This window comes from Streptomyces sp. NPDC021093 (assembly GCF_044333135.1).
Classification (GTDB): Bacteria; Actinomycetota; Actinomycetes; order Streptomycetales; family Streptomycetaceae; genus Streptomyces.
In genome coordinates this window covers 38,993-51,469 of the sequence record NZ_JBIRQJ010000019.1, presented here as the reverse complement: position 1 = coordinate 51,469, position 12,477 = coordinate 38,993, and the positions used below count along the sequence as shown (strand labels likewise).

General features: G+C 71.2%; 12 protein-coding genes, 1 tRNA gene and 1 riboswitch. Of the genes, 6 read left to right on the top strand and 7 right to left on the bottom strand.

All coding sequences use genetic code 11. The features are described 5' to 3' along the window. Positions 1 to 211: 211 nt before the first annotated feature. From ACH4SP_RS40760 to ACH4SP_RS40745, 4 genes are all read right to left on the bottom strand, one after another. Positions 212 to 1,147, bottom strand: a complete 936-nt coding sequence (locus ACH4SP_RS40760) for a 1-phosphofructokinase family hexose kinase (RefSeq protein ID WP_398423491.1) — start codon at positions 1,145 to 1,147, stop codon at positions 212 to 214. 201 nt (positions 1,148 to 1,348) lie between these two features. Further along, positions 1,349 to 2,509 (bottom strand): N-acetylglucosamine-6-phosphate deacetylase, encoded by a 1,161-nt coding sequence (gene nagA, locus ACH4SP_RS40755; RefSeq protein ID WP_398423259.1) that lies wholly within the window; start codon positions 2,507 to 2,509, stop codon positions 1,349 to 1,351. After that, complete coding sequence (locus ACH4SP_RS40750; protein WP_398423258.1) at positions 2,509 to 3,540, bottom strand: ROK family protein; 1,032 nt, start codon at positions 3,538 to 3,540, stop codon at positions 2,509 to 2,511. Before ACH4SP_RS40750 ends, nagA begins: the two co-directional genes overlap by 1 nt. A 248-nt stretch (positions 3,541 to 3,788) precedes the next feature. After that, complete coding sequence (locus tag ACH4SP_RS40745) at positions 3,789 to 4,694, bottom strand: SIS domain-containing protein (RefSeq protein WP_398423256.1); 906 nt, start codon at positions 4,692 to 4,694, stop codon at positions 3,789 to 3,791. Positions 4,695 to 4,952: 258 nt separating this feature from the next. On the opposite strand from ACH4SP_RS40745, the gene ACH4SP_RS40740 reads away from it, so the two are divergent. From ACH4SP_RS40740 to ACH4SP_RS40725, 4 genes are all read left to right on the top strand, one after another. After that, positions 4,953 to 6,239: an ABC transporter substrate-binding protein gene (locus tag ACH4SP_RS40740; RefSeq protein WP_398423254.1), complete on the top strand. Its 1,287-nt coding sequence runs from the start codon at positions 4,953 to 4,955 to the stop codon at positions 6,237 to 6,239. 9 nt (positions 6,240 to 6,248) lie between these two features. Then, on the top strand, positions 6,249 to 6,512 hold the full coding sequence (locus ACH4SP_RS40735) for a DUF3263 domain-containing protein (RefSeq protein ID WP_398423252.1): 264 nt from the start codon (positions 6,249 to 6,251) through the stop codon (positions 6,510 to 6,512). 218 nt (positions 6,513 to 6,730) lie between these two features. Beyond that, positions 6,731 to 7,582, top strand: coding sequence for a trehalose-phosphatase (otsB, locus tag ACH4SP_RS40730; RefSeq protein ID WP_398423250.1), 852 nt, complete (start codon positions 6,731 to 6,733; stop codon positions 7,580 to 7,582). 50 nt (positions 7,583 to 7,632) lie between these two features. After that, positions 7,633 to 7,706: transfer RNA gene (locus ACH4SP_RS40725), tRNA-Met, on the top strand. Between the two features lie 76 nt (positions 7,707 to 7,782). Here the strand turns inward: ACH4SP_RS40725 and ACH4SP_RS40720 are convergent. The 3 genes from ACH4SP_RS40720 to ACH4SP_RS40710 all read right to left on the bottom strand — a co-directional run bounded on the left by ACH4SP_RS40720 (position 7,783) and on the right by ACH4SP_RS40710 (position 10,502). Then, on the bottom strand, positions 7,783 to 9,195 hold the full coding sequence (locus tag ACH4SP_RS40720; RefSeq protein ID WP_398423249.1) for a trehalose-6-phosphate synthase: 1,413 nt from the start codon (positions 9,193 to 9,195) through the stop codon (positions 7,783 to 7,785). An 80-nt stretch (positions 9,196 to 9,275) separates the two neighbouring features. Further along, positions 9,276 to 9,542 (bottom strand): hypothetical protein, encoded by a 267-nt coding sequence (locus ACH4SP_RS40715; RefSeq protein WP_398423247.1) that lies wholly within the window; start codon positions 9,540 to 9,542, stop codon positions 9,276 to 9,278. A 12-nt stretch (positions 9,543 to 9,554) separates the two neighbouring features. Next, a complete protein-coding gene (locus ACH4SP_RS40710; RefSeq protein ID WP_398423245.1) occupies positions 9,555 to 10,502 on the bottom strand; it encodes a glucosyl-3-phosphoglycerate synthase in 948 nt (315 codons plus the stop codon). A 161-nt stretch (positions 10,503 to 10,663) separates the two neighbouring features. After that, positions 10,664 to 10,791, top strand: a riboswitch (SAM riboswitch). Positions 10,792 to 10,805: 14 nt separating this feature from the next. On the opposite strand from ACH4SP_RS40710, the gene thrC reads away from it, so the two are divergent. Beyond that, entirely contained in the window at positions 10,806 to 12,107 is a 1,302-nt protein-coding gene (gene thrC, locus ACH4SP_RS40705; RefSeq protein ID WP_398423243.1) for a threonine synthase, read from the top strand. A 40-nt stretch (positions 12,108 to 12,147) separates the two neighbouring features. Continuing rightward, on the top strand, positions 12,148 to 12,423 hold the full coding sequence (locus ACH4SP_RS40700) for a MoaD/ThiS family protein (protein WP_398423242.1): 276 nt from the start codon (positions 12,148 to 12,150) through the stop codon (positions 12,421 to 12,423). The last annotated feature ends 54 nt before the right edge of the window (positions 12,424 to 12,477 follow it).

The following is a 12,477-nucleotide window of genomic DNA, read 5'->3' as shown; positions in this document are numbered from 1 at the left end:
GTGAGGGTCCCTGTCCTGGGGTAGTGCGGTGGTGAGGGCGTGCGGCCGAGGGGAGGGGCGCTCCGCGTGGGGGCCGCCCCCTTGCCCACCCGTTCCGCCCCCGGGGGGCGGCCCCGCTGCCCAAGGAGACGGCGGTATTTAGGGGCGCGGGGAACTGCGCGATCAGCCACGATGGACCCGCACGATGACCACCGTCCCTGCGGTAGCGGTTTCATCGGGGTGTGATGCCGCTCGCGTGTGGGGTGACCTTGATCTGGGGGAGTAGGGACTCGTACGTCGGCCGGTCGAATTCGCCCGCCGCCGGGGCGGCGACCGTTGCCGCCGACAGGGCTACCGCCAGCTTCAGGCGGTCGGGCCACGGGAGGCCCGTGACCAGGCCCGCGAGGAGGCCCGCCACCGCCGAGTCGCCCGCGCCGGTGGGGTTTCCCCGTACGAGGGTGGGAGGTGTGGCCTGCCAGACGCCCACGTCCGTCGTGGCGAGGATCCCGTCCGGGCCGAGCGAGGCGACGACCGCGTGCGCGCCCTTGCGGCGGGCGTCGGGGGAGGCCGTGGCGGGGTCCCGGGAGCCGGTCAGCTGGAAGAGTTCGTCGGCGTTGGGCTTGACCAGGTCGGGGCGGGCGGCGATGCCGCGCAGGAGGGGTTCGCCGCTGGTGTCGAGGAGGACGGGGACCCCTGCCGTACGGGCGCGGCGGATCAGGTCCGCGTACGCACCCACGTGGATGCCGGGCGGGAGGCTTCCGCAGAGGGCCACCGCCTGTGCGCTGCGGAGGAGTTCCTCGTACGAAGAGAGGAAGGTCTCCCACTCGGCCGGGGTGACGGTCGGGCCCGGTTCGTTGAGCTGGGTCGTGTCGCCCGTCGACCCGTCGACGATCGCGAGCGTGCGGCGGGTGTTCCCTGCGATGGGGACGAGCGCGTCGACCGGGGACTCGGCGGCGAGGAGCGTGCGCAGGACCTCGCCCGTCGGGCCGCCCGCGAAGCCGGTGACGACCGTCTCGTGGCCCAGGGCGGCCAGCACGCGCGCCACGTTGAGGCCCTTGCCGCCGGGGCGTTCCGCGACGTCGGTGACGCGGTGGGAGGCGTGCGGGACGAGTCGGGGGACGTGGTGGGTCAGGTCGAGTGCGGTGTTCAGCGTGACGGTGAGGATCATGGTCATGATCCGCGTCCACCCCCGTAGCGTTGCTCGGCGTTGTTCTGGAGAACGGTGTTGTTCTGGAGAACGGCGTTGTTCTAGGAAACGGCGTTGTTCCAGAAAACGCTTTCCCGGCTGTCCGCCAGGGGGATCATGCCAAAAGAAAAATGGCTGGCCCAGGGGGCCGGGCCAGCCACTTCAAAACAATTGAGCAGGAAATCAACCCAGTTGGGGCGCAACCACCCATTCGCCCTTGCGCATGACACCGGCGACCGCGAAGTCCGCGTCCAGGACGACGAGGTCGGCGTCCTTGCCGGGTTCGAGGGAGCCGACGCGGTCGTCGACGCCCAGGAGGCGGGCCGGGTTGGCCGAAAGGGACCGTACGGCGTCGTCGACGAGAAGGCCGTCGACGGTGACCGAGCGGCGGAAGGCCGTGTCGAGCGTGAGGGTCGAGCCCGCGATCGAGCCGCCCTCGACGAGACGCGCGACGCTGTCCTTCACCTCGACGGCGAGCGGGCCGAGCTGGTACTGCCCGTCGCCGAAGCCCGCCGCGTCCATCGCGTCCGTGATCATCGCGACGCGCGCCGCGCCCGCGTGGTGGTAGGCGAACCGGAACGAGGCGGGGTGCAGGTGCGTACCGTCGTTGATCAGCTCGACGGTGACGCGCTCGTCTTCGAGCAGCGCGACGATCGGGCCCGGGGTGCGGTGGCCGATGGCGGGCATCGCGTTGTAGAGGTGGGTCGCGACGGTGGCGCCCGCGTCGATGGCCTCGACGGTCTGCTCGTACGTGGCGTCGGTGTGGCCGATGGCGGCGATCACGCCGTTCTCGGCGAGCAGACGTACGGAGTCGATGCCGCCTGCCATCTCCGTGGCCAGCGTGAACATCTTCGCCGTGCCGTGCGCCGCGTCCATCAGCTTGCGCACGTCCGCCGGGTCGGGGGCGCGCAGGAGGCTCTCGCTGTGCGCGCCCTTGCGGCAGGGGGAGATGAAGGGGCCCTCGAAGTGGATCCCGGCCAGGTCGCCCTGCTGTACGAGCTCGGCGAGGAGGGCGGCGCGGGACGCCAGGACGTCCATCTCCTCGGTGACGGTGGAGGCGACCATCGTGGTCGTGCCGTGCTCGCGGTGCGTGCGGACGGCGTGCAGGACCTCGTCCGGGGTGCCGGAGGTGAAGGACGCGCCGCCGCCGCCGTGGACGTGCATGTCGACGAAGCCGGGGACGATCCAGTGGCCGGACAGGTCGAGGGCGGGGGTGCCGGAGGCGGAATCGGGGAGCGCCCCCGAGATCCGCGTACCGTCGACGATGACCCGGCCGTCCTCGACGGTGCCGGTGGGGAGCACCACCTTGGCGCCGGACAGGACCTGGACCTTGTTGCTGGCCATCAGTCGGTTACCTCCGTGGGGGCCATGACGTCGGTGTGCATGGCGTGGGGGGTGGGGGTGGCGGGGTTGCCGTGAGCGTCGGTTCCAGACACTTCGGTGCTGGTGCCTTCGTACGTGGCGAGCAGGTCCCAGGCGAGGATCCCGGCGCCCAGACAGCCGGCCGTGTCGCCGAGGGTCGCCGGCACGATCGTCGGCGGCGTCTGGAACGTGATGCGTTCCGCGACCGCCGTGCGCAGCGGTACGAACAAGGTTTCCCCGGCCTCGGCAAGACCGCCACCCACGATGAGGGTGCGCGGGTCGAGGAGGGTGAGCGCGGTGATCAGGCCGTCGGCAAGCGCGTCGATGGCCGTGTGCCAGACGGCGACGGCCCTGGGGTCGCCGCTCTCGACGGCCTTCGCGCAGTCGGCCGCGTCGGCGTCGGGGTCGCCGCTCGCCTGGGCCCAGGCGAGGGAGACCGCGGAGGCGGACGCGTACCGCTCCAGGCAGCCGTACTGGCCGCAGCCGCAGGCGACACCGCCGGGGCGTACGACGACGTGGCCGATCTCGCCGGCCCAGCCGTGCGCGCCGGGCTCGATGGTGCCGTCGATGCCGATGGCGCCGGCGATGCCGGTGCCGAGGGGTACGAAGAAGAAGCGGTCGGCGCCTCTGCCCGCGCCGATGCGGCCCTCGGCGAGGCCGCCGGTGCGGACGTCGTGGCCGAGGGCTACGGGGATGCCGCCGAGCCTCTCGCCGAGGAGGGCGCCCAGCGGGACGTCGCGCCAGCCGAGGTTGGCGGAGTAGAGGGCGATGCCGTTGGCGGCGTCGACGTTGCCGGGAACGACCACTCCGGCGGCGGACGCGCTCTCGCCGAACTGTGCTTCGCCTTGGGCGCGGAGGTCTGCGGCGAACGCGAGGATCGACTCGACGACTGCTTCGGGGCCGCGGTCCCTGCCGGTGGGGCGGCGGGCCTCGTGGAGGAGGGTGCCGTCGGTCCCGACCAGGGCGGCCTTCATTCCGGTGCCGCCCACATCGAGGGCGATGACGTGTTTCACGGGGTCAGTGTCGCGCGTTGACCCCGGACAGGTCTAGTCCACTGGACCGCTGTCCGCGGGTGTGGCGGGGTACGGGGGCGCGCCCATAGGGGCGCGGGGAACTGCGCGGCCGACGACGACGCGCCCGCGCGGAACGCAATCCGCCCGGACGGGCAACCCCGGGGTCCGGGCGGAGCCCGGGAAACAGAGGGTTGGTGGGTGAGGGGGCGGCCCCTGCGCGGAGCGCGCCCCCCGACCGCACATCCCGACTAGCCCAGAATCACGCTGCGCGACAGGTTGCGCGGGTGGTCCGGGTCGTAGCCCTTGGACTCGGCGAGGACGACCGCGAGGCGTTGGGCGCGGATCAGGTCTGCCATCGGGTCGGCGGTGGCGTGGGCGACCACCGTTCCGCCGACGTCGGTGACGTCCCCGGCCAGGCCCTCCGGCAGCGTGCCGAACATCCAGGCCACCCGGTTCGGTCCGGTGATCGAGATGGGGCCGTGGCGGTACTCCATCGCCGGGTAGGACTCCGTCCACGCCCCCGCCGCCTCGCGCATCTTCAGACCGGCCTCCTGGGCGAGCCCGTACGTCCAGCCGCGGCCGAGGAACGTCCACTGCTCGGCGGACGTGACCGCCTCCGGGAGCGGCTCCGTGATCGCGAGCTCGGCGTCCACGGCGGCCGCCGTGACCGTCTTCACCCCGGCCGGGAGCGTGCCCGTGCGCTCAAGGCCCGCGCGCAGGAAGGCGAGCGCGGTCGTCGCGAAGCGGGTCTGGACGACCGACTCCTCGTCGGCCCAGTCGAGGACGGCGATCGTGTCGGCCGCGTCCATGACCGGGGTCTTGGGGTCGCCGGTGAGGGCGAGGGTGGGGACCTTGCCGCGGATCTCGCCGAGCAGGGTCAGGACCTCGCTCGTCGTGCCCGAGCGCGTGATTGCCACCACACGGTCGTACGACCGCCCCGCCGGGAACTCGGAGGAGGCGAACGCGTCCGTCTCGCCCTGGCCCGACGCCTCGCGCAGTGCCGCGTACGCCATCGCCATGAACCACGACGTGCCGCAGCCGGTGACCGCGACGCGCTCACCAGGCAGGGGAAGGCCCTCGAAGTCGGCCGCGTACTCGACGGCGCGCCGCCAACAAGTCGGCTGGGTGGCTATCTCAACTGCGGTGCGGGACATGCGCGACGGCTCCTCGGGAACGTGGATGACCATGAAGACCTTGTCGAAGCCCTGCTTAGCAGGCCGTACGTGATTTGCGGAAGGTGTTGCGGAAGAGATACCCAAGTGGTGTAGACCTCGCGGTCACGCATGGGCGAAAATCGATACTCATCGCATCTTCTCGCAACTCATGCGGACAAGAGCGTTGGTGGGACGCGGACAACCTCACAAAGGTACGTACCTATCAACGCAAATCAACACCAAAACGGGCAACAAAGGGTGGAACGGGCTGTGCAGCGGCGCTACTTGGGTCTGACCGCGGCGATAGCCGCACTCGGTATGACAGCGACCGTCGCGGGCTGCGGCACGCTCGGCATCGGCGGCTCCGACGAGGTGACCCTGAAGCTCGTCGCCGCGGACTACAACCTCGACGGCGGCGACGGCACCAAGCAGTACTGGAACAAGCTCGCCCGCGCCTTCGAGGCGAAGAACCCCGACATCAAGATCGACGTCTCGATCTACTCGTGGGAGGACGTGGACCGCAAGGTCGCCGAGATGGTCAAGGGCGGCGAGGACCCGGACATCGCCCAGATCGGCGCGTACGCCGACTACGCGGCGGCCAACAAGCTGTACTCCGTCGACAACCTGGTCTCCATCGCCACCCAGGCCAACTTCCTCGAACCGCTCGCCCGCGCGGGCGAGGTGAACCGCATGCAGTACGGCATGCCGTTCATCGGCAGCACCCGGCTGATGTTCTACAACAAGAGCCTCTTCGAGAAGGCCGGCATCGAGTCCGCGCCGAAGACCTGGGCCGACCTCGCCGCCGACGCGAAGAAGCTCAAGGCGGACGGTGTGAAGTACCCGTTCGCGCTGCCGCTCGGCCCGGAGGAGGCACAGGCCGAGACCATGAACTGGATGCTGTCCTCCGGCTCCGGCTACACCGATGAGATCGGTACGTACACGATCAACTCGGCCAGCAACATCGGCGCCTTCGACTTCCTCAAGAACGACCTGGTCAAGCCCGGTCTGACCGGCCCCGTCGCCCCCGGCAAGCTCAACCGCAAGGCCGCCTTCGAGGCCTTCGCGAAGGGCGAGGTCGGCATGCTCAACGGCCACCCGTCGCTGATGAAGCAGGCGGAGAAGAACGGTGTCCAGTACGAGATGGTGCCGCTGCCCTCCGAGAGCGGCAAGGTCATGCCCGCGATGGGCGTCGCCGACTGGATGATGGGCTTCAAGAAGAACGGGCACGGCACGGAGATCGGCAAGTTCCTCGACTTCGCGTACAGCGACGAGAACGTGATGACCTTCGCCGACGAGTTCGACCTGCTGCCGCCGACCGTCACCGCGACCGACAAGATGGCCGCCGACGGCAAGCACGCGAAGGTGCGCAAGTTCCTTGAGGCGATGCCGAATTCGCAGCTGTACCCGGTCTCCAAGACGTCGTGGGCGACGGTGAGCGAGAGCGTCAAGAAGGAGATCGGCAAGACGGTCGAGGACCCGGGCACGCCGGCGGGCGTGCTGGGCGTGCTGTCGCGGGAGGCGGCGGCCACGGACAACTCGCAATAGGCTGGGCGGATGGAATCGCCGTACGAGGGTGCGGGCGCGGGGCCCGGTCCTGTCCTGTCCGAGCGGGAGCTGGCCGTCCTTGCCGTGGAGCGGCAGGGGTGGGCCGGGCCCGGGGCGAAGGAACGGGCGATCAGGGAACAGCTGGGGATCTCGCCGACGCGCTACTACCAGCTGCTGAACGCGCTCCTCGACGACGAGCGGGCGCTCGTGCACGACCCGGTGACGGTGAACAGGTTGCGGCGGGTGCGGGAGGGGCAGCGGGGGCGGAGGTAGCCGACGCCTGCGGCGGGCAGGGCAGGGCGGGACAGGGCTGGGGCGGGGCGGGCCGGTGGTCGTCGTGCGGGTGCGTCGTGGCTGATCGCGCAGTTCCCCGCGCCCCTAAATGCCCGCCCCCTAGCCCCTTGGGCGGCTGACGCCGCCGCCCCCCCCACGCGGAGCGCACCCCTCCGCGACCGCACGCCCCCGACCCCGCCCCCGGTATCGTCGGGGCCATGGACACTCTTCCCGAACCGTCCACCCCTGCCGGTCGCGACGCCCTCTCCGCGATTCTCTCCGCGCCTCAACGCGCCCTCATCGCCCTCGACTTCGACGGCACCCTCGCCGACATCGTCCCGGACCCCGAGCAGGCCCGTGCTCACCCCGGTGCGGTCCCCGCCCTCTCCGCCCTCGCGCCGCTCGTCGCCTCCGTGGCCATCGTCACCGGGCGGCCGGCCGGAGTCGCCGTGCGGTACGGCGGCTTCGCCGGGGTCCCGGGGCTTGAGCACCTCACCGTCCTCGGCCACTACGGTGCCGAGCGCTGGGACGCCCGTACCGGCACCGTCCGCGCCCCCGCCCCCCACCCCGGCATCGCCGCCGTCCGCGCCGAGCTGCCCGGGGTGCTCGACGCGCACGGTGCGTGGCACGGCACCTGGGTGGAGGAGAAGGGGCAGGCCCTCGCCGTCCACACCCGCCGGGCGAACGACCCCGAAGCCGCCTTCGAGGCGCTCCGAGCACCCCTCGCCGCGCTCGCCGCCCGGCACGGTCTGATCCTCGAACCGGGGCGCCTGGTACTGGAGTTGAGGCCGCCGGGCATGGACAAGGGCGTCGCCCTGGCCGAGTACGCGCACGAGGTCGGTGCGACCTCCGTCCTCTACGCGGGCGACGACCTCGGCGACCTCCCCGCCTACGCCGCCGTCCAGAAGCTCCGCTCCGACGGCCTCCCGGGGCTGTTGTTGTGCAGCGGCACGGCGATTCCCGAACTCGCCGAGCAGGCGGACGTGTTGCTGCCTGGACCGGCCGAGGTGACCGCCTTCCTGGAGTCCCTCGCGCGACGCCTCTCCCAGGAGCGCGCCAGGAGCCGGTGAGGAATCGATTTCCCACCGCACCCGAAACCCCGTACTGTCAGGTCTACCGACGCGGGGTGGAGCAGCTCGGTAGCTCGCTGGGCTCATAACCCAGAGGTCGCAGGTTCAAATCCTGTCCCCGCTACTGGAAGAAACCGAAGGCCCGGGACTCGCGAGAGTCCCGGGCCTTCGGCGTGCCGGTGCACACACCGGTAGGCGGTTCAGCCGCGCAGGGCTTCCAGCTGTTCCAGGAACCACTGCTGCGGGGGCAGCGCCGTCGCCGCGGCGGCCAGTCGCTTCGTGCGTTCCGCGCGCTCCTCCGGTTCCATCGTCAGCGCCTCGTGGAGCGCGTCGGCCGTGCCCGTCACGTCGTACGGGTTGACGACGAGCGCGTCGTCGCCGAGTTCCTCGTACGCGCCCGCCTCCCGGGACAGGACGAGCGCACAGCCCTCGTCGGAGACCACCGGGATCTCCTTCGCGACCAGGTTCATGCCGTCGCGGATCGGGTTGACCAGGGCGACGTCGGCGAGCCGGTACGCGGCGAGCGAGCGGGCGAAGTCGTCCTTGACGTGGAGCACCACCGGGGTCCAAGTGGGCGTCCCGTACTCGGAGTTGATGTCGTCGGCGATGCGCCGCACGGCCTCCGTGTAGTCGCGGTAGACGGCCAGGTCCTGGCGGGAGGGGTAGGCGAAGGCGATGTGCACGACGTGTTCGCGCCACTCGGGGCGGGTGTCCAGGAGGTGTTCGTACGCGAGGAGGCCGCGCACGATGTTCTTGGAGAGCTCGGTGCGGTCGACGCGGACGATCGTGCGTCGGTCCGGGCCGCCGACCTGTTCGCGCAGCGCGGTCAGGCGCTGCTCGACGTCCGGCCGGTGTGCGCGCTCGCGCAGGAAGTCGGCGTCCGCGCCGAGGCCGTGCACGCCGATCCGCTTGCCGTCGAGGGCCTCCTCGCCGAGGTGCTCCAGCGCGCACGCCGTGAACGCGTCCGCCCAGCGCCGGGTGAGGAAGGCCGCCCGGTCCGCGCCGAGGATGCCGTGCAGGAGCTGGCGGGCGATGTCGTCGGGGAGCAGCCGGAAGTAGTCGACCGGGGCCCACGGGGTGTGCGAGAAGTGGCCGATGCGCAGGTCGGGGCGGAGCGCGCGGAGCATCCCGGGGACGAGACAGAGGTGGTAGTCCTGCACGAGGACGGTGGCGCCCGGGGCCGCTGCCGTGGCCAGGGCTTCGGCGAAGGCCTTGTTGTACGTCTCGTAGGCCGCCCACTGGTGCCGGAACTCCGCGTCGAAGACGGGCTCCAGCGGGGTCTGGTAGAGCAGGTGGTGGACGAACCACAGGACCGAGTTCGCGATGCCGTTGTACGCGGCGGCGTGCGTGTCCGCGTCGATGTCGAGCATGCGGACGCCCGGCTCGCCGACTCCGCGGCGTACCGCCTCCCGGTCTCCTTCGCCGAGCGCCGAGCACACCCACAGCGCGTCCGCGTCCGGGCCGATCGCGGAGAGCCCGGAGACCAGACCGCCGCCGCCGCGCCTGGCGGTCAGAGCGCCGTCGTCGCCGAGGGAGTACGTCACCGGACCGCGGTTGGACGCGACGAGGACCCGGGCGGCGGCGGGCTGCGGAGGGTCGTACTGGGAAGCCATGTGCCGAAACCTAGCCGGTACGGGATCCCCTCAAACGTGCGTACGGGGCGGCGGGCCGGCCGCCGCCCCGTACGGCCTGCTCAGTGCCGGCGGCGCGCGAGGCCCATCAGCAGGGCCCCGGCCCCGCAGGACCCGAGCGCGAGCAGCGCCGGCGAACCGGCCCGGAAGCTCTCGGCCCCGGTGCGGGCGAGCGTGGCGCGGGACGCGCGGGACGACAGGGACCTCTGCGTCTGTGTCTGCGATCGGGTCTGCAGCTGCGGCTTGTGCGCTGCCGGGTGCCAGGTCGTCGGCTTGTTCGGCGGTGTCGGTCCCGGTGGGGCCGGCCGGGTCGGCGACGTGACGTCCACGTCGCCCGCGCCTCAGGCGGCGTGCCGCTCCGCGTACTCCTCGATCTCCCGCATCGGCGGGCGCTCCTCCGTGTCCACAGGGTGTGTACGGGGGACGAAGGCGGTGCCGACGCGCTCGAACTGGGTGAGTTCGGGGCGGATCAAATGGCCGCGGGAGAGCCTGAGTTGGGCCGTGCGGTAGATCGCGGCCGCCATCCGGCCCAGCGCCTGGCCGTCCTGGTGGCGGTGGATGCGGACGCCCACGTCGACCTGGGCGAGGGCGTCGAGTCCTACGGTGTGCAGCGAGTCGATGAGGAGGCCGAGCTCGACTCCGTACCCGACGGGGAAGGGGAGACGTTCGAGGAGCGAGCGACGGACCGCGTACTCGCCGCCCAACGGCTGTACGAATCCGGCCAGTTGGGGCCAGTGGAGATTGAGGAGGGGGCGGGCCATCAGCTCGGTGACCCGGCCGCCCTGGCCGGCCGCCCCGCCGAGCGGGCGGTCGTACGTCGCCTTCACGAACTGCACGTCCGGGTCGGTCAGCAGCGGGCCCACGATCCCCGACACGAACGACGCGTCGAAGTCCTTCAGGTCCGCGTCCACGAAGCAGACCACGTCACCGCCGGTCACCAGCAGTGACCGCCACAGCACCTCGCCCTTGCCGGGCAGCGCCGGGACGCGCGGCAGGATCGCGTCGCGGTGCACCACCCGGGCGCCCGCCTCGGCGGCCACCCGGGCGGTGGCGTCGCGGGACCCGGAATCGATCACCACCAGCTCGTCCACCAGGGGGACCTCGGGGCCCATCAGGTCCCGCCGGATGGTGGCGACGATCGCCCCGACCGTCGCCTCCTCGTTCAGGGCGGGCAGGACGACGCTGACGCTCTGGTTGCGGGCGGCCTTGGCGGCGAGCAGCCGTTCCAGCGGGCGGTCGGCAGCGGCCCAGGACCGCGTACTCAGCCAGCGCTCCACCTCTTCCAGCACGCCCGTCACTCCCGACTCTGTGATCTATCTCGCGGTCCGGACGTCTGGCACGCCCGTCCGGGGGTTCGGTTACAGTCTTGAACAACGCGGACGACCGTCGCATGTCGGGGTCTGTACGCACACAAACACCCGGGCCGTACACACGGCACCCGGAGTCATAGCGCTCATCCAGAGGGACAGAGGGAAACGGCCCGTTGAAGTCCCGGCAACCCCCCGACCGACCGCGAGGTCAGGTCCGGAAGGTGCCAATTCCGTCTCGTGGCGAAAGCCGTCACGGGGAAGATGAGGAAGGACCTCGCCATCATGGCTGTGCAGACCACCGCAGTGACATCCACCGAGAGCACCACCACCGCTGTTGACCTGGGCCCCGCCGCGGCGCTGTCCTGCCGCGAGTGCGGCGAGCGCTTCGAGCTCGGCCCGATCTTCGCCTGTCAGCTCTGCTTCGGTCCGCTCGAAGTCTCGTACGACCTCCCGACCGGCAGCCCCGAAGAGCTGAAGAAGCGCATCGAGGCAGGCCCCGAGAACATCTGGCGCTATGCCCCGCTCCTGCCCGTCCCCGCCGACGTGGCCACCAAGCCCAGCCTGAACCCCGGCTTCACGAAGCTGGTCAAGGCGGACAACCTGGCCCGTGAACTGGGCGTCACCGGCGGCCTGTTCGTCAAGGACGACTCCGGCAACCCGACGCACTCCTTCAAGGACCGCGTCGTCGCCATCGCCGTCGAGGCCGCCCGCGCCTTCGGCTTCACCACCCTCTCCTGCTCCTCCACCGGCAACCTGGCCGGTGCGGTGGGCGCCGCCGCGGCCCGCGCCGGCTTCCGCTCCTGCGTGTTCATCCCGCACGACCTGGAGCAGGGCAAGGTCGTCATGGCCGCCGTGTACGGGGGCGAGCTGGTCGGCATCGAGGGCAACTACGACGACGTGAACCGCTTCTGCTCCGAGCTCATCGGCGACCCGCTCGGCGAGGGCTGGGGCTTCGTCAACGTCAATCTGCGCCCGTACTACGGCGAGGGCTCCAAGACCCTCGCGTACGAGATCTGCGAGCAGCTCGGCTGGCGGCTGCCGGACCAGATCGTCATCCCGATCGCCTCGGGCTCGCAGCTCACGAAGATCGACAAGGGTCTCCAGGAGCTGATCAAGCTCGGTCTGGTCGAGGACAGGCCGTACAAGATCTTCGGCGCCCAGGCGGAGGGCTGCTCGCCGGTGTCGACGGCCTTCAAGGCCGGTCACGACGTCGTACGGCCGCAGAAGCCGAACACCATCGCCAAGTCCCTGGCCATCGGCAACCCGGCGGACGGCCCGTACGTCCTGGACATCGCCCGCCGTACGGGCGGCGCGGTCGAGGACGTGAACGACGAGCAGGTCGTCGACGCGATCAAGCTGCTGGCCCGCACCGAGGGCATCTTCGCGGAGACCGCGGGCGGCGTGACCGTCGGCGTCACGAAGAAGCTCATCGAGGCCGGTCTGCTCGACCCGACACTGACCACCGTCGTGCTCAACACGGGCGACGGCCTCAAGACGCTGGACGCGGTGGCCCCGACCACCGGCCCTTCCGCGACCATCCGCCCGAGCCTGGACGCGTTCCGCGACGCCGGCCTGGCCCGCTGACCATCTCGTCGAGTACGTACGCAACGGAAGGCTGAACACCATGAGCGTCAAGGTCCGCATCCCCACCATCCTCCGCACGTACACCGGCGGCGAGTCCGAGGTCGCCGCCGAGGGCGCCACCCTGGCCGAGGTCATCGCCGACCTGGAGAAGAACCACACGGGCATCGCCGCCCGCGTCCTGGACGACCAGGGCAAGCTGCGCCGCTTCGTGAACGTGTACGTGAACGACGACGACGTGCGCTTCGAGAGCGGCCTGGAGACGGCCACGCCGGACGGTGCGGGCGTCTCGATCATTCCGGCCGTCGCCGGCGGCTGAGCCTTCGGGGCGCTCTGCCCAAAGATCTCTGCCCAAAGATCTCTGCGTTAACGG

Excerpts from the sequence above, each read along its gene's own strand:
- ACH4SP_RS40760 (WP_398423491.1), bottom strand. The coding sequence starts at position 1,147 with ATGATCCTCACCGTCACGCTGAACACCGCACTCGACCTGACCCACCAC.
- nagA (WP_398423259.1), bottom strand. The coding sequence starts at position 2,509 with ATGGCCAGCAACAAGGTCCAGGTCCTGTCCGGCGCCAAGGTGGTGCTC.
- ACH4SP_RS40745 (WP_398423256.1), bottom strand. The coding sequence starts at position 4,694 with ATGTCCCGCACCGCAGTTGAGATAGCCACCCAGCCGACTTGTTGGCGG.
- ACH4SP_RS40735 (WP_398423252.1), top strand. The coding sequence starts at position 6,249 with ATGGAATCGCCGTACGAGGGTGCGGGCGCGGGGCCCGGTCCTGTCCTG.
- otsB (WP_398423250.1), top strand. The coding sequence starts at position 6,731 with ATGGACACTCTTCCCGAACCGTCCACCCCTGCCGGTCGCGACGCCCTC.
- ACH4SP_RS40720 (WP_398423249.1), bottom strand. The coding sequence starts at position 9,195 with ATGGCTTCCCAGTACGACCCTCCGCAGCCCGCCGCCGCCCGGGTCCTC.
- thrC (WP_398423243.1), top strand. The coding sequence starts at position 10,806 with ATGGCTGTGCAGACCACCGCAGTGACATCCACCGAGAGCACCACCACC.
- ACH4SP_RS40700 (WP_398423242.1), top strand. The coding sequence starts at position 12,148 with ATGAGCGTCAAGGTCCGCATCCCCACCATCCTCCGCACGTACACCGGC.